The following is a 19,690-nucleotide window of genomic DNA, read 5'->3' as shown; positions in this document are numbered from 1 at the left end:
CTCAGCCGAGCAGCGCGAGCCGTTCAGCCGAGCAGGGCCAGCCGCCGCTCGAGCTCGTCGAGCGCGTCGGCCAGCGGGCGTCGTACGGCCCCGGGCAGGTCGCGCGCCAGCAGCTGGCGCGCGGCCGTGACGGTGGTGTCGTCGAGGTGCGTGATCGGGAAGTACGACGACATGACCGTGGCCTGGACCCAGCCCTGGTGCGCGGAGGTGATGGCGTCGAAGTCCGCGAAGTACCGCTCGGCGAAAGGCTGGGTCAGCGCGCGCTGGTCGGTGCGCCACATCCCGCGGCCGGCGGCCTCGACCTCGTAGTTCGGCACCGAGACCTCGCCGGTCGCCCGCACCCATGCGAACTCCTTGGCCTCGGCGGTCGGCAGGGACGACACGGCGCCGGCGTGGTGCACCGTCGCCGTGCTGCTCGGCTCGGCCGCCAGCGCTGCATCGAGCGTCGCACGGTCCGTCAGGCCCAGCTCGGCGAGGCGGCGCAACGCCCGCCAGCGCAGGTCGACGTCGAGGCGCACCTGCTCCGGCAGCCGCTCACCGGCAGCCCACCGCTGGAGCTGCTCGGCGTCGGTGGCCGTCGCCAGCACGTGGCGGAAGGCGGACAGCTGCAGCTCCGTGCCGGGCGTGGCTCGATCGAGCACTTCGAGGACGGCCGCGTGGTAGCGGGCGGTCGTGCCCTCCGGTGCCAGCGGGAGGACGGTCGACTGGAGCCACACGAGCAGGCCTCGCTGGGCGGTGGTGGCGTCCTCGACGGGCGGGGCGGCCACGAGCAGGTCGGCGACCTGGGCCGGGGTGACCGCGCCGTCGAAGAGCGCGAGTCGCACGCTGTTCCACATCGTGGCGCGCAACCGGTCGTCCTCCAGCGTCGGGGCGAGCCGGGGGAGTGCGGCCATGGTGGTCGCGTCGGGCGGGCAGATCGCCCAGGTGGTCTCGGTGGCGTCGAGCAGCACCGGTGCGTCGCCGAGGTCGAGCGGTGTCTCGGCGTCGGTGAGCGTGTGCCGGCTGACCTCCCAGCCGTCGCGGTGCACGGCGACGTCGAGCAGGTGCGTGCGCTCGGCCGGGTACGCCGGCGGGGAGCTGCGGCGCACGACGCCGGCCTCACGGTCGACGCTCAGCTGGTCGGCGCCCGGGGTCAGCAGCCAGTCCTTCACGAAGGCGGACAGGTCCGCCCCGCCGCCGGCCCGCTCCCAGCAGGCGAAGAGGTCGCCCATGGTGGCGTTGCCGAACCGGTGCAGGTCGAAGTGCTCGCGCACCCCGCCGAGGAAGGCGTCGTCGCCGAGCCGGGCGGCGAGCTGGCGCAGCACGTTGGCCCCGCGGGCGTAGGAGATGCCGTCGAAGTTCTGCAGCGCCGCCAGGGCGTCCTCCGCCGGGTTGCCGGCGACCGGGTGGGTGGTCGGGCGGGAGTCGGCGGTGATGCCCCAGACCCGGCGCAGGTAGGAGTCGTGGACTGGCGCGTCGTCGTACTCCGTCGCATGGGTGATCACGCGCAGGCCGGTGTACTCGGCGAAGGACTCGTTGAGCCACAGGTCGTCCCACCACTGCGGGGTGACCAGGTTGCCGAACCACTGGTGCGCCATCTCGTGGGCGACCAGGTTGGCGCGGAAGCAGCGGTCCGCACGTGTGCTGGCCCCCTCGAAGAGCAGCGGGTCGCGGATCGTGACGCAGCCGGGGTTCTCCATCGCGCCGGCGTTGAACTCCGGCACGAACGCCTGGTGGTAGTCACCGAACGCGTAGCGCACCCCGAACAGCCGGTGCAGCTCGTCGAAGGACTGCCGGGTCAGGGTGAACAGCTCGTCGGCCTCGCGGTCCAGCACCGTCGCGAGGCTGCGCCGCGAGCTGAGGCCCAGGCCGATGCCGTCGTGCTCGTCGGTCAGCAGGTGGTAGGGACCGGCCACCAGGGTGACGAAGTAGGTCGCGAGCGGGGGAGTGGGACCGAGCTCCCAGCGGCAGACCCGCGCTTCGGAGCCGACCTCGCGGGCCGGTGCGTTGCCGCGCACCACCCAGTCGGCGGGCGCAGTGACCCGCATCGTGTACGGCGCCTTGAGGTCGGGCTGGTCGAAGCACGCGAAGATCGACGGCGCCGCGTCCATGAACGACATGCCGTAGACGTAGGCGAGGCTGTCGGCCGGGTCGACGGAGCGGTGCAGGCCCTCGCCGTCGTTGCGGAAGCCCATCGTCGCCTCGACGACGAGCTCGTGCTCGCCGCTGGTGAGGTCCAGCGGCAGGCGGCCGCGGTCGAGCGCGTCGGGGGAGAGGGGAGCGCCGTCGAGCAGGACCGCGTGCAGGGCGGTCGGCTTCACGTCGACGAAGGTGCGCAACGAGCTGCTGGTGAACCGGATCGTGGTGCGCGAGGAGAACGTCTCCTCGGCGACGGAGAGGTCGAGGTCGACGTCGTACGACGTGACGGTGATGCCGCTCGCGCGGTGCTCCGCCTCGGCGCGGGTCAGGCTGGCGGTCCCGGAGTCGCTGGTCATCGGCTCAGCGTAATAATGCGGTGTGCGTCCGTGGACCCAGGTGCCTCCCCAGCAGGGACGGCGTTTCGTCATCACCGGCTCCAACGGCGGCCTCGGCCTCGAGACGGCGCGGATCCTCGGGTCGCGCGGTGCCGAGGTGGTCATGGCCTGCCGCAGCGTCGAGAAGGCCGAGGCGGCCGCCCGGACCGTGCCCGGGCACGACAAGGGCCGGGTGGAGGTCCGCCGGCTCGACGTCAGCGACCTGTCGTCGGTGCGCTCCTTCGTGGCGGACCTGTCGGCCGACGGCCGCACGGTGGACGTGCTCGTCAACAACGCCGGCGTGCTCGGCGTGCCGTACGCGCTGTCGGCCGAGGGCGTGGAGATGCACTTCGCGACCAACCACCTCGGCCACTTCGCGCTCACGCTCGGCCTGCTGCCGCTGCTCACCGACCGCGTCGTGGTGGTCAGCTCCCGCGAGCACCGCTCGGGCCGCATCGAGCTCGACGACCTCGGGTGGCTGCACCGCCCGTACCGCCCGTTCCAGGCGTACGGCGACTCCAAGCTCGCCTGCCTGCTGTTCATGCGCGAGCTCGACCGGCGGCTGCGCGCGCGTGGCTCGCAGCTGCGCGCAGTCGGTGCGCACCCGGGCGCCACCGCCACCAGCATCACCAGCGGCTCCGGCAACCCGGTCGTGACCGCGATCGGCCACTACGGGCACCGCCTGGTCGGGATGCCGGGCTGGCGCGGGGCGCTGAACACCGTCTACGCCGCCACCACCGACGTCGAGGGTGGCACCTACATCGGCCCGCACGGGCGGACCGAGCTGTGGGGCTGGCCCGCGCTCGCGCGGATGTCGCCGAAGGTCGACGACGAGGTCCTGGCGCACCGGCTCTGGGAGAGGTCGGTGGAGCTCACCGGCGTCGACCTGCCGGCGCTGCAGGAGCGGTGAGCCCGCGCCGGAGCCGGCTCAGCCGACGTCGATGCCCTCGAAGGTGACCGGGGTGTTCGGCACGCCGCCACCGGCGCGGGAGCTGCCGTCGTTGCCCGAGGCCGCGGCCTTCTTCACCAGCTCGACGGCCTCGGCGTCGAGGTGCGCCCACACCGTGTAGCTCGGCGGGAACTGCGAGTCGCCGAAGACGATGAAGAACTGTCCACCGCCCGAGTTCGGGGCACCGGTGTTGGCCATCGCGATGGTGCCGGCCTCGTAGGTCTCGGTGCCGTCGATCTCGTCGGGGATGTTGTAGCCGGGGTTGCCGGTGCCGACGGCCGGGTCCTGCTGCTCGGCCTCGGGGTCGTAGAACGGGTCGCCGCACTGGAGGAACTCGAAGCCGGGGTCGTTGCCCTGGCGGTGGCACGACGTGCCGTCGTAGTAGCCCTGCTCGGCCAGCGAGGCGAAGGACGCGACGGTGCACGGCGCCTTCTCGGCGTCGAGGGTGATCTTCAGGTCACCGATCGAGGTGTGCAGCACGGCCGGGACCTCGCCGCTGAGGTCGGTGGTGGCCGGCGGCAGCTCGACGCCGCGGGCGGCGCCGCCGGTCTCGACGTACTCGCACGACGTCCCGCCCTCGCTGCTGGTGCCGGTGTCGTCGCTGGCCTCCGGGTCGTCGTCGTTGCAGGCGGACAGGGAGGCGAGCAGGAGCAGGGCCGGGACACCGGCGAGCAGGCGGGAACGCATGGCCCGCATCGTACGCAGACAGCCGGAGCCGAGCGGGCGTAGGTTGACGTCCATGGACCTCGGCATCCACTACGCCACCTTCACCCACCCCGACTGGCAGACCTCCCTGGCCGACCGCCTCGACGCCACGGTCCAGGTCGCCGACGAGGGCGGGATCGACCTCGTCACGGTGATGGACCACCACTTCCAGATGGTCGACTTCGGTGGCCCGTTCGAGCCGATGCTCGAGGGCTACACGACGCTCGGCTACATCGCCGGCCGCACCCAGCGGGTCGACCTCAGCCTGCTGGTCACCGGCGTGACCTACCGCCACCCGGGCGTGCTGGCGAAGGTCGTCTCCTCGCTCGACGTCCTCTCGCGCGGCCGGGCCTGGCTCGGCATCGGCGCGGCCTGGTACGAGCGTGAGCACGCCGGCCTCGGCGTACCGTTCCCGCCGCTCGCGGAGCGCTTCGAGCGGCTCGAGGAGACCATCCGGATCACCGAGCAGATGTGGAGCGACGACGACGGGCCGTTCGAGGGCACCCACTACCAGCTGGCGGAGACGATCTGCCTGCCGCGGCCGGTGCGGGGCCGCGTGCCGCTGATGATCGGCGGGCAGGGGGAGCGCAAGACGTTGCGGATGGTGGCCCAGTACGCCGACGCCTGCAACCTCTTCACCGGTGACGGTGTGCCGGGCGTCGCCCGCAAGCTCGAGGTGCTGCGCCGCCACTGCGACGACCTCGGCCGCGACTACGACGCGATCCGCAAGACCATCCTCTGGTTCGGCGACCCGGTGGGGGAGTCGGAGCGGTTCGTCGCCGAGATGGAGGAGTACGCCGGCCTCGGCGTGAGCCTGGCGACCGCGATGCCGGCCTCCGACGACCCGGTCGCGTGGACCACGGAGCTGGTGGACCGCGTGCTGCCGCGCGTCGCCGGGCTCTAGGACCGCCGGGCGGCGCTCACGCGCGGGGCTGGAAGAGCTCGACGAGGTTGCCCGACGGGTCCTCGAGCAGGACCTGCGAGCCGCCCGGGCCGGAGACCAGGTCGCTGGCGAAGGCCAGGCCGGCCGCGCCGAGCCGCTCGACCTCGGCCTCGAGGTCCTCGACCGGGAGGTTGACCCGGTTGCGGCCCGGCTGGGCCGCACGGTCCGGGGGAGTCGCCCGGGCGCCGGAGCTGGCTGCGCCGCTGAGCAGGAGCCGCAGCGCGCCGCGGAACACCTCGGCGAAGGCCGGCGCGACGTTCGTGCCGACGGTGAAGCCCAGGTGGGTGGTGTAGAACGCCACCGCCGCGTCGACGTCGTCGACCAGGTAGCGCACGCTCACGTGTCCGTCGGGAGCGGTCATCGGAGCCTCCGGGGTCGGGAACCCTGTCGACGGTACGCCTCCCAGCGCCCAGCGTCAGTGCCGCGGGGCGTCAGTGGCCGATGGCGCCCTGCAGCTCGACCATCACCTGGATCGCGGTGAGCGTCTGCCGCTTCCTCAAGGTGTCCACGGTGCCCGGGCCGCCCATCACCGGCAGCGGCACGTGGACGAAGCACTCGTCGTACGCCGGCGGGCCCTGCGCGGCCACGGCCTGCGGGAACAGGTCCCACTCGAGGTCCTCCTCGAGGTGCTCGACGCCGTCCATGCGCAGCAGCGTGAAGAACGAGTGCGCGCGGCCGAGGCCCCGGACGCGGTGCGAGCGGAACATCAGCAGGACCAGCGCGCCGATGCTCGGCTCCCAGGTGATCAGGTCGCCCAGCCCGGTGGTCATGACCGGGATCGCGATGCCGTCGCCCTGCGTCTTGCCGATCCGGTCGCCGAGCTGCTCCTCGTAGAGCGCCGGGTCGATGACACGGACGAAGCCCTCGCCGAAGGTGCCGTAGCCGTAGCGCTCCCACACCTCGACGATCTCGTCCGGCACCCTTCCGCGGTAGGCCTCGACCACCGCGGGCGGGACAGGGGAGTGCGGCACGAAGTCCGTGATCTCGACCATGCGCCCGAACCTATCGACGTGGGCGGCAGCGCTAGGGTCCTGCCGTGCCGACCACTCCGCAGGAGGACGCCGCCCTCGCCGCCGCGCCGGTGTCCGCCGTACGCCCGGCGGTCGCTGCCGCGCTGCCGCTGGCCGGTGCGCTGGGCGCCCCGTGGGGCGTGTGGCCGCTGCTCGCGACGAGCCTGGTGCTCATGGTCGGCGGCACCGCGGTCCTGCTCACGCTGGACGTCCGTGACCTGCGGCGCAGGGGAGAGGCGCCCCGGGTCGAGTGGCTGGGGATCGTGCCGACGTACGCGATCTTCACGCCGTGCTACCTGCGGCAGCGCGCACGGCTGAGCGGCATCGGGCGGTGGACGACCTGGTGCTGGTGGGCCGCGTTCGCGGTGTGGGTGGCCGCGATGGTCGCCACCGGCGCCTGGGCCGGCACCGGCTAGCCGGCTACCGAGGTCCGGCGATGCGGTTGTTGATCGCGCGCATCAGCCAAGTCGGCGCAAGTGAGGCCGACGCCATCAGCGCCTTCGCCTGCTTCCCGACCGCGCGGTGGGGCGAGCGGGGGCGCAGGCGCGAGGGGCTGCCCAGGACGAGGTCGACGACCTCGGCCGCGACGTCCTCGGGGGTCAGGCGGACGCCGAGCGAGCGCGTGGACGCGGTGTCGAGGCCCTCGGTCATCGCGGTGCGCACGAACAGCGGCCACACCGCGTGCACGGTGATGTCATCTCCGGCCCACTCGAGGTCGAGCGCCTCGCTGAGCCCACGGACGGCGAACTTCGTCGCCGAGTAGGTCGCCAGCTCCGGCTGGCCGTAGATCGCGCTGGCCGAGGCCAGGTTGACCACGTGCGCGCCGGGGGTGTCGCGCAGGTACGGGTGCGCGACGTGGCAGCCGTTGAGGACGCCGGTGACGTTGACCTCGACCATCCGCTGCTGCGTGGCGAGGTCGATGTCGGCGAACGCGCCGCCGGCGAGGATGCCCGCGTTGTTGACGAGCACGTCGAGCCGGCCGCCGCTGCGCTCCACGAGCTCGGCCAGGCGGGCCCGCCACTGGTCGGCGTCGCGGACGTCGAGGCGACCCGTCACGACACCGGGCAGGTCGGCGGCCAGCTGCTCGAGGCCGGCCTCATCGACGTCGTACGCACCGACGAGGTGGCCGGCGGCGTGGAAGCGGGTGGCGATGGCGCGGCCGATGCCTGCGGCGGCACCGGTGACGACGACGGTCGGCTGGGTCATGCGCCCGAGTATCGCGGCGGCGTGCTCGCCGTCGCCCGGCGGGTCTGCCAGCTCGCGTGGGGCTACCGCCAGGTGTAGGTGAACAACCAGCGCAGCGCGTCGAGGGCGTCGGGGGAGAGCCCGGGGTGGCGGCGGGCCATCGTGTCCCGGGCGACCTGGCCGGCCGCGGCCAGGGACCGGTCGTGCCAGTCGACCTCGATCGCCAGGCACTCGTCGACGACGTTGCGGACCCGGGCCAGCAGGGCGTCGCGCTCCGTGGCGGGTGCGTCCGGGGCGACGGCACCGGCGTCGGGGGGAACGCCGAGCGGCCCTTGCCGAGGTAGGCGACGACCGCGCGGCTCAGCTGCTCGTCCACCGGTCAGGCCTCCCAGCGGGCGCGGCCTCGCCGGTGTTCGGGTGCGGCCGCCACGCGAGGTACGCCGCGGCGTCAGGATCCGGCAGGCCGTCGACCATCCGGGCCTGGTAGCGACCGTCGGCGTACGGCAGGCCGTGGACGACCGGCGCGAGGTCGGCACGGTACGCCTGCCACAGCCACCGCAGGACAGCCACCGCAGGACAGCCACCGCAGGACCGACCACTCGTCGTCGTCGCCGACGACGCGCAGGTCGACGTCGTCGGATCCGTCCATGGGACCAACCTAGGTGACACCGGTGTGGTTTCCACTGGGGTAGTGGTGGGGGCTGTCAGGGAGGAGGGCTCTGGGGCCGCTCCGGCTGCAATCTGACATGACGTTCGTTACCGGCGCTTTTGTACGGAACGCCCGAGTTGTACGTTTCGGCGGTTTCGTGTACGGTCGTCACATGACCGAGATGACTGTGAGCGAGGCCCGCGCGCGGCTGGCCGACGTCGTCGACGAGGCCCGCATTCACGAGCCCGTGTTCCTGACCCGCCGTGGCCGCCGCATCGCCGCGGTGGTCGATGCGGACAAGCTGGATCAGCTCGTCGAGGCGGCCGAGGACCTGGCCGACATCCGTGCGGCCGCGGCCGCCCGCGCCGAGCTCGAGGAGTCCGGCGCTGCTCCCATCCCCTGGGAGCAGGTCAAGGCCGACCTCGGTCTCGCCGATGCGACGACCGGGACGGGCGCGACGTCATGACGCACCTGAGCGTGCGCGCGCTCGAGACCATCGGAGCGGCCGGCTACACGGACGAGGAATGGGCACGGGCAGCGGGCTGGACCGACGGGCTCTGGCGCGGCGACGAGTGCGGATGCGACGACGATCGATGCGTCGGCCACCACCACGAGACGTCCGAGGAGTGCGGGTGCCTCCCCATCCTCCTTGACCACATCGCCCAGAACCGCGAAGCCTACGAGCTCTGGCGGGACTACCGGGCCGCCGTCGAGGCCAACGATGGTCGAGGCGACCCGAAGGGATACGACGCCGCATGGTCTCGCGCTGAGGCCTGGGTACGGCGCCACCACCCCCAGGCGCTCACGTTCTCGCTCGACGCCGTCGTCAACGGCATGCGCGGCATCTCGGCGACCTACGCTGGAGTTGACCCCGGCTTCGTCGGCACCACGCCCGAGCCTGAGAGCCCGGGGCACTACCGCCAGCAGCTCTGGACCGAAGGCGTCGACCAGTACGGCCGCCAGCAGGCCCTGGCGGCGAAGGCCGACGAACGGCCGGAGGCGCTCGGCCGGGCCGGGCGATGAGTTCCGATGCTGGCAGCGACGACCAGCGCTACCGCATCGAGCTGACACCGGCGGCTGCCCGGCAGCTGCGCAAGCTCGACCCTCCCGTGCAGCGTCGAATCCAAGCCGCCATCGAACTCCTGGCCGACACCCCACGTCCGCCGGGAGCGAAACAGCTCGTCGGGGGCGCCGGCGAGCTGCGAGTTCGCACCGGCGACTACCGGATCATCTACGAAGTCCAGGACGACGTGCTCCTCGTCCTCGTCCTCGCTCTCGGGCACCGCCGCGAGGTCTATCGCTGATAGGAGGGCGCTCGACGGGTCGCGGGGTGCGAATCGCGCTCAGGGCAGCTCGTCGCTGCGTTGCTGGTCGACCAGGTCGCTGACTGTGCCGCCTCCGTCGACGGCGATGGGCGCCGGCAGGCTCCCGTGGGGGCCCTCCGCCGGTGAGGCCCGTCCCTCGTCGACCAGCCGCTCCGAGCCGCCCGCGGGGAACGCGGCGGGCCACTGAGCTCGCACAGCGTGCTCGTCAACGCCCGCCTGCAGCCGGTTGTGTGCCCGACTGGCGAGCGTCGACATGGCCTTGGCCACCTCGGCCGGGATCGGTCGATCGATCCCCACGAGGAAGCCGTAGAGGACGTTCACGGCTGCCGCTTCGGCTGGCGTCATCCTGGCCACCTGGTCAGCGTAACTCCGGTCTTTGACGGTCACCGGGCAGCCCCAGTTGCTCGCGCGCATCGCGGGCGCGGGCACGGCCCGTGCGTTGATCGAACACATGTTCTAATCTGTTGGGATGCCGGCGCCGTCTCGCTACCTCTGGGAGCCGGGCCTGCGTGGCCGCGCCCGGGGTAGTCACATCTGGTGCCGACCGCACTACTCGCCCGGCCACCCTGCCCCTGGACTGCTGCTGAACTGGCTCAGCGACGACGCGGGCGAGTGGTGGGCGTTCGTCGCCCGTCTGCGCGACGGCGGGCCTACGCCCGCAGAAACCCCGCGCGCTGCCGTCGTCGAGCAGCTGCCCGCGGCCGACGTGCGGGCCGTCGGCGCGATCCCGCCCGACCCCAACTCCGGCGGCCCGTCCATCACGCCGGAAAGCCACCATGTGTGGCTGTGGACCGGCAGCACGCACCAGTCGGGCCTCGTCCTGCAGCGGGCTGAACGAGGGCCGGGCACGCCGATCTGGCTCGTGCTGCATCCGCCCGTCGACGGGCGCAATGTCGCAGACCTCACCTGGGCGACCCGCGACAAGCTCGCGGACGTGCCGTCCCAGGTGCCGGAGTGGGTGTGACGGACGATGCCCGCGAACCCTCCCAAGCACGACGCCTGGAAGCCCTACGACGACATTCTGTTTGTGCTGATCCCGAGCATCGGCCGGCTCAAGCCAGGCCGCCGAGCGTGAGCGGCTCCGTGAAGCCGTCCTCAGCGGTGAGCTGACGCCCGATGAGGCGACAGCGCAGTGGCCCGACGACGACCCGCACAAACACTCGGCCGAGCACGCGGCCGCCGAGGTCGACCGGCTCGAGGATTCGGCGGGTGACCGCCGAGCGGACCGCGACGGCCTGGACTCGAAGGCCGACGTCGCATGGGACAGCGCGGAGCGCCGTGAGGCGACCGCGCGAGATCTCGAGCAACGCCTCGACGACCCCCGAGCGGTGGAAGCGCGCATACGTGCCGACTCGTACCAGGGCAAGCCCGCGACGGAGGCGACCAGGAAGCCGGCCAAGTCCGCCAAGGCGCGGCCTACCCGCGGCCAGGGCGCCGGTCGACAGCGGCAGCAGGGCCGCGGACGATGACGTTCACGGTCGAGGCGTTCGGGGCCCCGCCAAGGTCCCGATGTCGGCCCGCCCAGTGCGTCAGGGGCCTCGCCGCACACGGCTAAGGTGAAGGTCCCACGAGAGCGAGCAGGATCGCGGCCTGCTCGTGGTCTCTGGCGCGGCAGACGCCGCCGGTGTGCGCCGCCACGGCGAGGCGGCCACGAGTGGGTCAGTTCTTCTCCGGGCCGATGTAGACGGTGACCAGGTGGTCGCCCGTCTTCGAGTCGATGAAGGTGAACATGTCAGTCTCGATGATCCTGGGCTCGCTCCTCCGCTCACCGCCCGGGAGAGCCGGGCCAGTGATGTCTTGCTCAACGTCCCCGATATGAAGCATCCACGCCGTTGTGCCGGGCGGCAGTCGGCTCTCATCGGACTTGCTGACCTCGACCGCGAAGGGCTGGGGTGCGGTCGGGAACTGTTTCGGATCGTAGACCCGGGCGAACGCTTCCAACGCCGCATTGGCGTCCGTCGAGGCCTCGTCGAAACTTGTCTCCTTCACGACGAGACCATCACGGGCCAAGACAGTGAGAAGGTCGGCCGGCACAGCTGCGGATGACGACGACGGCTTCGGGCTGGCCTCGCCCGATGGTGCCGTCCCGCAGGCCGACAGGACCCCTACCAGCATCACTGCTCCGATCGTCCCCGCGACCAGCGCCTTTGCTCGACTTCTAGTGGCTTGCATCTGTATTCACCCAAAATCCATCTGGCTCTGGCTGCGTGAAATTGTAGACCGTGTCGTCACGATGAACCCCGTTGACGTTCATTTGCTCCCAACCGGAGCCCCCATTTCGTACTCTCGAGGCGATGTCTAATCTCAACCAAGACGGGGCAACTCGTCCAAGTTGCACATGTCGCGCATGAGCTTCAGCCTGCACCGGCATCCAGTTGCCGGTGCGGAAGCCCACGAAATCTTCATGCGTCGTTCGAAGGGTCTCCCCGTCAATACGACACAGAAATTGGCTGCTGTCGTTCTTGAGGTATGCGTAAACTTGCTTCTGTTGAGTCACGCTGTATTCGCTCAGCGCGTAACTGCCGGTGCCAGACGAGCGAGGGTGACGTTCGCAATAGCCCATGGGTCGGACGTACCAGTCGTAATAGCGCCAGCCTACTTGGAGCCAGGCCGGATCTGAGGTTCCCAAGGAGCGGGTTAGCGAGGCTGAATAGCTCGCTCCCGAGTTGCACACATCTTGGTTCGCGGCCGTCATCCACTCGACGCGGAAGCGAACAGACTCGGCGAGAACGACTTGATTTCCGCCGGATACATATCTGTGGCCGTTGTTCCCCGGATCGGGGCAATGCGCGGCCGCTGGCCCTGCGAGGAAGATGTTTCCGACTGCTAACGCCGATATGACTAGGCACAACGTGACGCCTCTTGCCAGAAATATCCTTCCTCGGCCAAGGCGACGAAACGCCGAAGTTTTTCCAGCGGGGAAATTGTCGCGGTGTCGAAGCGCAAGGTCTGACGGCGTCTGGAACTCAGTGCGACCCATCGGAATATACATATATTTGTCTCCGCTTCTCGTTCCAGCCTCTAGGAAACCGATGGCTGAATCATCCATAGATGTTCCTAAAACGGGCCGAGTCCAGCAGCGTTCCAAGCAGGTTACAGTCGGCGGCTACTGGCAGCAATCGCGCCCGACAGATTTTTACCCCTCGCGTACCCCCCAAGAACATGATCCAGCCACTTTCCTCCGAGTGCCGAACTCCAAGGCCCATGTCACTACGACGGCGCTGACGCCGAAGGGGTTCCATCGGCAGGCGCTGGGGACGGTGCTGGCCGTGTGCGCCCCTGTCGACCAGAGCCCTCCGGCTGACATCACGCGGCCGGTCGGCCTCAAATGGGGGCGGCGGGGCGATTCATCTGGTGTAACGCGCAGACCGATGCATGACATAATGTCCGTTATCGGCGGTATTGGTACGGAGAGATCGGTCCCTGTTCCAGCGCTGTTCCGTGACAACGCCGCTGTGACAACGCCGCTGTGACAACGCTGCTGTGACAACGCCGTTTGCGCCTGGCCAGACGGCCGTCTCGACTCGCTGGCTCTGCGGTTTGGTCCCAAACCACAGGAAATCGGCCCGGAAACCTGCAGTTCGTGACCAATCGGCGTGTCTGAGACCGACTGCCGTGCCGGGCCGTGCCGCCAGGGCTGTCCGCTGTGGAGAACGTTGCGGTTTGGGACCAAACGACAGCAATTCTGTGGAGAGCCTTGCAGTTCGTGCCCAATCGGCGTTTCCCCCGGCTCCCCCGACCGCCCCGAATCCCACCGCGACGTTATGTCAGTTCCTGGATGGTGCGGGTGGCCACCTCCGCGGCCGCGGCACGATCTCGGTCGCTCCGTCGCCCGTCGCCCACAGCTCCAGCAGCTCGCCGTCGGGCAGGTCGTCCAGGGTCGACTCCACGGGTCCCACGCAGAACACGGCGATCGCGGCGGCGACGTACTCGGCGATGCCGTCCTCCTGGCCCAGGTCCCCCAGCCAGCGCGCCAGTGCCGGCATCCGCCTGGCCACCTCGATCGGCGCGGGTGAGCAGCGCTCCACGAGCTCGTCGTACCAGCCGCGGACGAGGGCGACGTCCTCCTCGACGGCCATCCAGAGCTCGCCTGCGCGCGGAAAGGCGTCGTCGAGGCGGCGGGTGACGTCGCCAAGGTCGTCCGGGTCGATTTGCTCGTTCTGCACCGTCGTGAACAGCGCGTCCTGGACGACCTGGAGCAGTGCCTCGGGCTTGCTGGTGACGAGCAGGTCGCGTGCCGCCGTGAGGAGCGCGGCAGGCGTCGGGACGTGGCCGTGCGGTCCGGACTGCTCCGTGACGGCGCGCAGGAGCGCCGAGGCCAGTGGCTCCCAGCGCTGCTCCCCCGCCGGGTCCTCACCCTCCAGCGCGGGGTCGGCGCCGAGCCACCAGGCGACCACCTCGTCGGTCGTCGCGCGGGCGAACTGTCGCGAGACCATCGCCAGCGCCACGATGCCGGCGCGGGCCAGGTCGTCGAGGGTGCGGACCGATCCAGCCTGGCTGCGGGTGAGCCACGACGTGAAGGCGGCGTCCGCCGCGTCGGCCTCCGCCACGGCCAGCATCAGCTCGCCGGCGCCGGGGTGCGCCTCGTCGGCCGTCGCCGCGCAGTCGCGGAGCACGTCCGGCCCGTAGGCGTCGGTCGAGGCGCTGGAGGCCACGGTGAGCGCCGACGCCAGCACCTCGGCGAGCACGGCCGGGTGGTGCTCCGCCGCCGTCAGCAAGGCCGCGGTGCGGTCGCCGAACCCGCCGGTCTCCAGCCGTTCGTGCACCGCCGCGAGCACCGCGTGGGCCATCTCGACACGCTGTGCGTACGACGCGCGCTCCATGTCGGGTGACGCTACCCGTCCGACGGTCCGGTCATCCGTGGACCGATCCCCAGGAACCTGCGCAGTGCCTCGGCGCCCTCGACGGACACCGGCTCCTGCGGGCGGACGAAGGTCTCCGGCGTCACGACGACGCGCTGCTCGTCGGCGCCGATCTTGCCGTCGCGCAGGTGCTGCACGACGCGGCGGCGGCCGTTGTCGACGTACCCGACCTTTCGGCTCACCGCGGCCGAGGCGTGGTTGCCGACGATGTAGCCCGACTCGCAGCTCTCCGCGCCGAGCTCGTCGAGCGCGAGGCCGACCACGAGGCGGCGCATCAGCGTCCCGGTCCCCCGGCCCTGGTGTGCCCTTCCGAGCCACGACCCGGTGAGCACCTGGCGGGTCTGCTGGAAGTCCGGCGCGTGCAGGTCCTGCATGCCGACGAGGACGCCGTCACGTCGTACCGCGAGGGCCAGGCGCCACTCCGACGGCGCGAAGGTCGCCCGCTGGGTCCACCACCAGGCCAGCGACGAGGTCGGGAAGCCGTCCGGCGCGCCCGGCGCGAACGGCTCGTCGTGCCAGGCGCGCAGGAACGGCATCGGCAGGCCGGGAGCCTCGACGCCGCCACGCACCAGCTCGACGAGCTCGGGGAAGTCCTCGTCGCGCAGCACCCGGAGCTCGACCGGGCCGCAGGCGATACGCAGGGCGTACGGCGGGAAGATCTCCTCGAGGGTCAGCATGCTCGATTCTCTCCGGCGTCCTGCGCCCACCGACACCGCTTTTCCCGCCCGGGCGCCAGGCCAGCGCCCTCGAACCAGCACGCCCCCGACGTGGCCGCGAACGCGCCGATTGGTCACGAACTGCAGGGTTCTCCACAGAAAACCTGTGGTTTGGGACCAAACCGCAACCCCTCGACCGGCCCCGTCCACAGGTCTCCCCCGCCTGCTCGACGGCCTCTGGGACGCTGGTCGGGTGGACGACGTCAGCAGTGATTCCAGTCCGGCAGCCAGCGACCTGCTCATCGACCGCAGCCCGCTGCCGCCGGAGGTCGACGACCGCCTCGCCGCCCAGCTCGGGTTCGTGGCCGAGGTCGACAAGCTCAAGACCGTGCTGCGCGCCACGCCGCTCGCCGCCGCGGACCGGCGGGAGAACGATGCCGAGCACTCGTGGCACCTGGCGCTGATGGTGATGCTGCTCGCCGAGCATGCCGACGAGCCGATCGACGTCGGCCACGCGATGCAGCTCGTGGTCATCCACGACCTCGTCGAGATCCACGCCGGCGACAGCCCCGTCTTCGACCCTGCGGCGGTCGTCGACCAGCAGGAGCGGGAGGAGGCGGCGGCCGACGTGCTGTTCGCGCAGCTGCCCGACGACCAGGCCCGGTGGATCCGCGACCTGTGGGAGGAGTTCGAGGCGGGCCGGACGCCGGAGGCCCGCTTCTGCAAGGCCCTCGACCGGCTCCAGCCGATGCTCCTCAACTGGGTCAACCAGGGCGGGACCTGGCAGATGCCGGGCGCCAACGAGGCGACGGTGCGGGCCCGGGAAGCAGGAGTCGTCGCGGGGTCGCGGCGGCTCGGCGCGGTGACCAGCGCGATGGTCGACCACGGGCTGCAGCGGGGCTGGATCCGCCCGGCGCCGCCCGACCTAGACGCGTGAGGCCCGGTCAGCCGGGCCCCTCCACTCTCAAGGTATAGCGGCACGGGGGGCTTGCCGCAAGGCCCCCGTCGTGCCCCACAATCGCCGCTCCGACCGACCAACGGAGCTGCCCTGTGACCCCTGCGCCGACGGCGTTCTCCCTCCCCGACCACCTCTCCGCGAAGGCGGACCCCGCGCTCATCGCCGACGACGAGCGCCACTTCGCGGCGATCGCCGCCACCCTCGAGACGACCATCGCCGACCTGGCCGAGCGCCTCGACGCCGAGCGTCGCCGCGGCGGCGGCCACGGCCAGGCCGCGATGGACCGCGACCTCGAGGTGCACCGGCTCAGCAACCGGCTGCGCACCCTGCGCCGGTTCAGCCTCGACCTCTGCCTGGGCCGGATCGTGCGCCTGGACGACCCCGAGCCGGTCTACGTCGGGCGGCTCGGCCTCACCGATCCCGACGGCCGGCGACTCCTCGTCGACTGGCGCTCCCCCGCTGCCGAGCCGTTCTTCGCCGCCACCCACGCCGATCCGATGGGCCTCGCCAGCCGGCGCCGCTACCGCTGGGCCCTGGGCCGGGTCAGCGACTACTGGGACGAGGTCTTCGCCCCCGACGGGCTGGAGGGCCACGCGGCGCTCGACGACCAGTCCGCCTTCATCGCCAGCCTCGGAGCCAGCCGCTCGCCCCGCATGCGCGACGTGCTCAGCACGATCCAGGCCGACCAGGACGCCATCATCCGGGCACCGTCACGGGGTGCGCTCGTCGTCGACGGCGGCCCCGGGACCGGCAAGACCGTCGTCGCGCTGCACCGTGCGGCATACCTGCTCTACGAGGACCCGCGCCTGTCCAGCGGCCGCGGCGGCGTGCTCGTCGTCGGGCCGCACCAGCCCTACCTCGACTACGTGGCCGACGTCCTGCCCAGCCTCGGCGAGGACGGCGTGCGCACCTGCACCCTGCGCGACCTCGTGCCCGGCGGCCACGACCTCGGGCCGGAGCCCGACCCCGCGGTCGCGGCGCTCAAGGCGGACGCCCGCATGGTGGGCGCCATCGAGCCCGCCGTGCGGCTCTACGAGGAGCCGCCCGCCGAGGCGGTCGAGGTCGAGACCCCTGACCGGGACCTGTGGGTCGGCGAGGCCGAGTGGGCCGAGGCGTTCGAGGCCGTCGAGCCCGGCACGCCGCACAACGAGGGCCGCGAGCAGGTCCTCGACGCGCTCGTCGACCTCCTCGTCGAGAGGTACGCCGACGACGAGGCCCTCTCCCCCGCGGTCGTCCGACGCGCCGTGCTGGGCTCGGCAGCCTTGCGGGAGGTCCTCGGCAAGGCCTGGCCGCTGCTCGACCCCGAGGACCTGGTCGGCGACCTGTGGGAGGTCCCGGCCTACCTGCGGATGTGCGCTCCGTGGCTCGACGAGGACCAGGTGCGGCTGCTGCGGCGGCACGGCCCGCAGCGCTGGACACTGGCCGACCTGCCCCTCCTCGACGCCGCGCACCGGCGCCTCGGCGACCCAGACGCAGCACGGCGCCGGCGACGCGCGGAGGCGGAGCGCGCCGCGGAGAAGGAGGAGATGGACCGCGTCGTCGACCACCTCATCGCCACCGACGACTCGGAGATGATGCTGATGTCGATGCTGCGCGGCGCGGACCTGCAGGGGGCGCTGGCGGCGCCCGACGACACGCCTCCCGACCGGCACCGCCAGCTCGCCGGCCCCTTCGCGCACGTCGTGGTCGACGAGGCGCAGGAGCTCACCGACGCCGAGTGGCAGATGGTGCTCGCCCGGTGCCCGTCGCGGAGCCTGACCATCGTCGGGGACCGCGCCCAGGCCCGGCACGGCTTCCCCGGCAGCTGGGTCGACCGACTGGCCCGCGCCGGCATCGACCGCACCCGGGTCGCGTCGCTGACGGTGAACTACCGCACCCCCGAGGAGGTGATGGCGGCAGCCGAGCCCGTCATCCGCGCCGCCCTCCCCGACGCCAACGTGCCGACGTCGGTGCGCAGCACCGGCCTGCCCGTCCGTCACCTCCCCCGCGCGGCACGCGACGAGGTCCTCGACGCCTGGCTGCACGAGCACCCCGAGGGCACTGCCTGCGTCATCGGCGACCCCACCTTCGTCGCCACCGGGCGCGTCCGCTCGCTGACCCCGGAGACGGCCAAGGGCCTGGAGTTCGACCTCGTCGTGCTCGTCGACCCCGACGCCCTCGGCGACGGCATCCAAGGTGCCGTGGACCGCTACGTCGCGATGACCCGGGCGACCCGCGAGCTCGTCGTCCTCCGCGGCGAGCCCGTTGCGTGACCGCCGTCACACTGCCAGCATCGGGCCATGAGCGACCCCCTCGACGTCCCGAGCCTCTGCGAGGCCTTCCAGAACACCGTGGCCGCGACGGGTGACGTGGTCGCCCTGCGCACCCCCGGCGGCGGCCAGGAGATCACCTGGCAGGAGTACGGCGAGCGGGTGCGCCGCCTCGCCGAGGGCCTGGCCGCGCTCGGGGTCGGCCACGGCGACACGCTCGGCATCATGCTCACCAACCGCCCGGAGTTCGCCCTCGTCGACACCGCCGCGCTGCACCTGGGCGCCGTGCCGTTCTCCATCTACAACACCTCGGCACCCGAGCAGATCGCGTACCTGTTCGGCAACGCGGGCAACCGGGTGGTCGTCACCGAGCAGCAGTTCCTGTCGCAGGTGCTGGCCGCCGGGACGGACGTCGAGGTCGTGGTCAGCGTCGACGGAGGCGAGGGCACGACCAGCCTCGAGGACCTGGCGTCGCGCACCGTCGACGGCTTCGACTTCGAGGCGTGCTGGCGCGCGGTCGGCCCGGAGGACGTGCTCACCCTCATCTACACCTCCGGCACGACCGGCCCCCCGAAGGGCGTCGAGCTGACCCACGGCAGCATGCTCGCCCAGCTGCGCGGCGTGCAGGCGATCATCCCGGTGCACCCCGGGGAGCGGTCAACGTCGTACCTCCCGTCAGCCCACGTCGCCGACCGCTGGGCCGGGCACTACACGCCCATGGTCTTCGGCGGCACCACCACCTACGTCGACGACCCGAAGGCGGTCATCGCGGCCCTCCCGGAGGTCCGGCCGACCGTGTGGGGCGGCGTGCCGCGGGTCTGGGAGAAGATCAAGGCCGCGCTCGAGGCCAAGGGCGTCACCGACCCCGCGGCCCTGCCGGAGGACCACCGCGCCGCCGTGCGCCAGCTGCTCGGCCTCGACGACGTGCGCCACACCGTCTCCGGCGCGGCGCCGATCGCGCCCGAGGTGCTGGAGTTCTTCTCCGCCCTCGGCATCCCGATCTGCGAGCTGTGGGGGATGTCGGAGATCTCCTGCTGCGGCACGATCAACCCGCCCGACGACATCCGGATCGGCACCGTCGGCAAGCCGCTCCCCGGCCTTGAGGTCCGCATCGCCGACGACGGCGAGCTGCTGGTGCGCGGCCCCCAGCTGATGCGCGGCTACCGCAACCAGCCCGACAAGACCGCCGAGGCGATCGACGCAGACGGCTGGCTGCACACCGGCGACGTGGCGACCATCGACGACGACGGCTACGTCACCATCGTCGACCGCAAGAAGGAGCTGATCATCAACGCGGCGGGCAAGAACATGTCGCCGTCGAACATCGAGCAGACCCTCAAGGCCTCCCACCCGCTCATCGGCCAGGCCGTCGTCCTCGGCGACCGCCGCCCCTACAACGTCGCCCTGCTGGTGCTCGACCCCGACGTGTGCGCGGCGTGGGCCGAGCAGGTCGGCCTCCCCGACCCTTCGACCGCCGCGCTCTCGGTCGACCAGAAGGTCCAGGAGCAGGTCGCGACCGCGATCGAGGAGGCGAACTCCCGCCTCTCCCGCGTCGAGCAGGTCAAGCGCTACCGGATCCTCCCGACCGACTGGCTCCCCGGCGGCGCCGAGCTGACCCCGACCATGAAGCTCAAGCGCCGCCCGATCGCCGAGAAGTACGCCGACGTGATCGAGGAGCTCTACGCCGAGGGCGACCCCGACGCCTGA

The 19,690-nt window shown here is 71.7% G+C and carries 21 protein-coding genes; 10 read left to right on the top strand and 11 right to left on the bottom strand.

Features of this window, described 5'->3' with window-relative positions:
* Positions 1-23: 23 nt before the first annotated feature.
* The gene (gene pepN / locus NOCJ54_RS0107165) at positions 24-2,474 is read right to left on the bottom strand and encodes an aminopeptidase N (protein ID WP_028654963.1); all 2,451 of its coding nucleotides are present in this window, start codon (positions 2,472-2,474) and stop codon (positions 24-26) included.
* 22 nt (positions 2,475-2,496) lie between these two features.
* Here pepN and NOCJ54_RS0107160 point away from each other — a divergent pair, with 22 nt between their 5' ends.
* The gene (locus tag NOCJ54_RS0107160; RefSeq protein WP_028654962.1) at positions 2,497-3,402 is read left to right on the top strand and encodes an oxidoreductase; all 906 of its coding nucleotides are present in this window, start codon (positions 2,497-2,499) and stop codon (positions 3,400-3,402) included.
* Between the two features lie 18 nt (positions 3,403-3,420).
* On the opposite strand, the gene NOCJ54_RS0107155 is transcribed toward NOCJ54_RS0107160, so the two are convergent.
* Positions 3,421-4,128 (bottom strand): peptidylprolyl isomerase, encoded by a 708-nt coding sequence (locus NOCJ54_RS0107155; RefSeq protein WP_084254976.1) that lies wholly within the window; start codon positions 4,126-4,128, stop codon positions 3,421-3,423.
* Positions 4,129-4,180: 52 nt separating this feature from the next.
* On the opposite strand from NOCJ54_RS0107155, the gene NOCJ54_RS0107150 reads away from it, so the two are divergent.
* Positions 4,181-5,050, top strand: coding sequence for an LLM class F420-dependent oxidoreductase (locus NOCJ54_RS0107150; protein WP_028654960.1), 870 nt, complete (start codon positions 4,181-4,183; stop codon positions 5,048-5,050).
* A 16-nt stretch (positions 5,051-5,066) separates the two neighbouring features.
* On the opposite strand, the gene NOCJ54_RS0107145 is transcribed toward NOCJ54_RS0107150, so the two are convergent.
* On the bottom strand, positions 5,067-5,450 hold the full coding sequence (locus NOCJ54_RS0107145; protein ID WP_028654959.1) for a VOC family protein: 384 nt from the start codon (positions 5,448-5,450) through the stop codon (positions 5,067-5,069).
* Between the two features lie 70 nt (positions 5,451-5,520).
* Positions 5,521-6,081 carry a GAD-like domain-containing protein gene (locus NOCJ54_RS0107140; protein ID WP_028654958.1) on the bottom strand — a complete coding sequence of 187 codons (561 nt, stop codon included), beginning with the start codon at positions 6,079-6,081 and terminating at the stop codon, positions 5,521-5,523.
* Between the two features lie 44 nt (positions 6,082-6,125).
* Here NOCJ54_RS0107140 and NOCJ54_RS0107135 point away from each other — a divergent pair, with 44 nt between their 5' ends.
* The gene (locus NOCJ54_RS0107135) at positions 6,126-6,515 is read left to right on the top strand and encodes a hypothetical protein (protein ID WP_028654957.1); all 390 of its coding nucleotides are present in this window, start codon (positions 6,126-6,128) and stop codon (positions 6,513-6,515) included.
* A 4-nt stretch (positions 6,516-6,519) separates the two neighbouring features.
* On the opposite strand, the gene NOCJ54_RS0107130 is transcribed toward NOCJ54_RS0107135, so the two are convergent.
* Both NOCJ54_RS0107130 and NOCJ54_RS0107120 read right to left on the bottom strand, forming a co-directional pair.
* Complete coding sequence (locus tag NOCJ54_RS0107130; RefSeq protein ID WP_028654956.1) at positions 6,520-7,305, bottom strand: SDR family oxidoreductase; 786 nt, start codon at positions 7,303-7,305, stop codon at positions 6,520-6,522.
* 339 nt (positions 7,306-7,644) lie between these two features.
* A complete protein-coding gene (locus NOCJ54_RS0107120) occupies positions 7,645-7,854 on the bottom strand; it encodes a hypothetical protein (protein ID WP_028654954.1) in 210 nt (69 codons plus the stop codon).
* A gap of 251 nt (positions 7,855-8,105) precedes the next feature.
* Here NOCJ54_RS0107120 and NOCJ54_RS0107115 point away from each other — a divergent pair, with 251 nt between their 5' ends.
* From NOCJ54_RS0107115 to NOCJ54_RS0107105, 3 genes are read left to right on the top strand one after another with little or no spacing between them, the layout of a single operon-like run.
* Complete coding sequence (locus NOCJ54_RS0107115) at positions 8,106-8,399, top strand: type II toxin-antitoxin system Phd/YefM family antitoxin (RefSeq protein WP_028654953.1); 294 nt, start codon at positions 8,106-8,108, stop codon at positions 8,397-8,399.
* Positions 8,396-8,956: a hypothetical protein gene (locus NOCJ54_RS0107110; protein ID WP_028654952.1), complete on the top strand. Its 561-nt coding sequence runs from the start codon at positions 8,396-8,398 to the stop codon at positions 8,954-8,956. Before NOCJ54_RS0107115 ends, NOCJ54_RS0107110 begins: the two co-directional genes overlap by 4 nt.
* Positions 8,953-9,237 carry a type II toxin-antitoxin system RelE family toxin gene (locus NOCJ54_RS0107105; protein WP_036517161.1) on the top strand — a complete coding sequence of 95 codons (285 nt, stop codon included), beginning with the start codon at positions 8,953-8,955 and terminating at the stop codon, positions 9,235-9,237. Before NOCJ54_RS0107110 ends, NOCJ54_RS0107105 begins: the two co-directional genes overlap by 4 nt.
* A 39-nt stretch (positions 9,238-9,276) precedes the next feature.
* On the opposite strand, the gene NOCJ54_RS0107100 is transcribed toward NOCJ54_RS0107105, so the two are convergent.
* A complete protein-coding gene (locus tag NOCJ54_RS0107100; protein ID WP_145723907.1) occupies positions 9,277-9,711 on the bottom strand; it encodes a hypothetical protein in 435 nt (144 codons plus the stop codon).
* A 16-nt stretch (positions 9,712-9,727) separates the two neighbouring features.
* Between NOCJ54_RS0107100 and NOCJ54_RS0107095 the strand changes: the two genes are divergently transcribed.
* Entirely contained in the window at positions 9,728-10,222 is a 495-nt protein-coding gene (locus tag NOCJ54_RS0107095) for a hypothetical protein (protein WP_028654949.1), read from the top strand.
* Between the two features lie 695 nt (positions 10,223-10,917).
* Here NOCJ54_RS0107095 and NOCJ54_RS0107085 read toward each other — a convergent pair.
* The 4 genes from NOCJ54_RS0107085 to NOCJ54_RS0107075 all read right to left on the bottom strand — a co-directional run bounded on the left by NOCJ54_RS0107085 (position 10,918) and on the right by NOCJ54_RS0107075 (position 14,797).
* The gene (locus NOCJ54_RS0107085) at positions 10,918-11,376 is read right to left on the bottom strand and encodes a hypothetical protein (protein WP_145723911.1); all 459 of its coding nucleotides are present in this window, start codon (positions 11,374-11,376) and stop codon (positions 10,918-10,920) included.
* A gap of 40 nt (positions 11,377-11,416) precedes the next feature.
* Positions 11,417-12,307 (bottom strand): hypothetical protein, encoded by an 891-nt coding sequence (locus NOCJ54_RS29370; protein WP_157514816.1) that lies wholly within the window; start codon positions 12,305-12,307, stop codon positions 11,417-11,419.
* Positions 12,308-13,025: 718 nt separating this feature from the next.
* Entirely contained in the window at positions 13,026-14,081 is a 1,056-nt protein-coding gene (locus NOCJ54_RS0107080; RefSeq protein WP_028654946.1) for a hypothetical protein, read from the bottom strand.
* A gap of 11 nt (positions 14,082-14,092) precedes the next feature.
* Positions 14,093-14,797 (bottom strand): GNAT family N-acetyltransferase, encoded by a 705-nt coding sequence (locus NOCJ54_RS0107075; protein WP_028654945.1) that lies wholly within the window; start codon positions 14,795-14,797, stop codon positions 14,093-14,095.
* A gap of 232 nt (positions 14,798-15,029) precedes the next feature.
* On the opposite strand from NOCJ54_RS0107075, the gene NOCJ54_RS0107070 reads away from it, so the two are divergent.
* The 3 genes from NOCJ54_RS0107070 (at position 15,030) to NOCJ54_RS0107060 (ending at position 19,690) form a co-directional block, all read left to right on the top strand.
* Entirely contained in the window at positions 15,030-15,713 is a 684-nt protein-coding gene (locus tag NOCJ54_RS0107070) for an HD domain-containing protein (RefSeq protein WP_051485559.1), read from the top strand.
* A gap of 113 nt (positions 15,714-15,826) precedes the next feature.
* Complete coding sequence (gene helR / locus NOCJ54_RS0107065) at positions 15,827-17,986, top strand: RNA polymerase recycling motor ATPase HelR (RefSeq protein WP_028654943.1); 2,160 nt, start codon at positions 15,827-15,829, stop codon at positions 17,984-17,986.
* A gap of 27 nt (positions 17,987-18,013) precedes the next feature.
* Positions 18,014-19,690, top strand: a complete 1,677-nt coding sequence (locus NOCJ54_RS0107060) for an AMP-dependent synthetase/ligase (RefSeq protein WP_028654942.1) — start codon at positions 18,014-18,016, stop codon at positions 19,688-19,690.

This window comes from Nocardioides sp. J54, assembly GCF_000519005.1.
Taxonomy (GTDB): domain Bacteria; phylum Actinomycetota; class Actinomycetes; order Propionibacteriales; family Nocardioidaceae; genus Nocardioides.
Note: the sequence above shows the minus strand (reverse complement) of the source record. Positions and strands in the feature narration are given on the sequence as shown.

What these genes read in the sequence shown, in the direction of transcription:
- NOCJ54_RS0107140 (WP_028654958.1), bottom strand. Translation starts at nt 6,081, where the DNA reads ATGGTCGAGATCACGGACTTCGTGCCGCACTCCCCTGTCCCGCCCGCG.
- NOCJ54_RS0107110 (WP_028654952.1), top strand. Translation starts at nt 8,396, where the DNA reads ATGACGCACCTGAGCGTGCGCGCGCTCGAGACCATCGGAGCGGCCGGC.
- NOCJ54_RS0107150 (WP_028654960.1), top strand. Translation starts at nt 4,181, where the DNA reads ATGGACCTCGGCATCCACTACGCCACCTTCACCCACCCCGACTGGCAG.
- NOCJ54_RS0107155 (WP_084254976.1), bottom strand. Translation starts at nt 4,128, where the DNA reads ATGCGTTCCCGCCTGCTCGCCGGTGTCCCGGCCCTGCTCCTGCTCGCC.
- NOCJ54_RS0107130 (WP_028654956.1), bottom strand. Translation starts at nt 7,305, where the DNA reads ATGACCCAGCCGACCGTCGTCGTCACCGGTGCCGCCGCAGGCATCGGC.
- NOCJ54_RS0107080 (WP_028654946.1), bottom strand. Translation starts at nt 14,081, where the DNA reads ATGGAGCGCGCGTCGTACGCACAGCGTGTCGAGATGGCCCACGCGGTG.
- NOCJ54_RS0107100 (WP_145723907.1), bottom strand. Translation starts at nt 9,711, where the DNA reads ATGTGTTCGATCAACGCACGGGCCGTGCCCGCGCCCGCGATGCGCGCG.
- NOCJ54_RS0107095 (WP_028654949.1), top strand. Translation starts at nt 9,728, where the DNA reads ATGCCGGCGCCGTCTCGCTACCTCTGGGAGCCGGGCCTGCGTGGCCGC.
- NOCJ54_RS0107145 (WP_028654959.1), bottom strand. Translation starts at nt 5,450, where the DNA reads ATGACCGCTCCCGACGGACACGTGAGCGTGCGCTACCTGGTCGACGAC.
- NOCJ54_RS29370 (WP_157514816.1), bottom strand. Translation starts at nt 12,307, where the DNA reads ATGGATGATTCAGCCATCGGTTTCCTAGAGGCTGGAACGAGAAGCGGA.
- pepN (WP_028654963.1), bottom strand. Translation starts at nt 2,474, where the DNA reads ATGACCAGCGACTCCGGGACCGCCAGCCTGACCCGCGCCGAGGCGGAG.
- NOCJ54_RS0107075 (WP_028654945.1), bottom strand. Translation starts at nt 14,797, where the DNA reads ATGCTGACCCTCGAGGAGATCTTCCCGCCGTACGCCCTGCGTATCGCC.
- NOCJ54_RS0107115 (WP_028654953.1), top strand. Translation starts at nt 8,106, where the DNA reads ATGACCGAGATGACTGTGAGCGAGGCCCGCGCGCGGCTGGCCGACGTC.
- NOCJ54_RS0107060 (WP_028654942.1), top strand. Translation starts at nt 18,014, where the DNA reads ATGAGCGACCCCCTCGACGTCCCGAGCCTCTGCGAGGCCTTCCAGAAC.
- NOCJ54_RS0107105 (WP_036517161.1), top strand. Translation starts at nt 8,953, where the DNA reads ATGAGTTCCGATGCTGGCAGCGACGACCAGCGCTACCGCATCGAGCTG.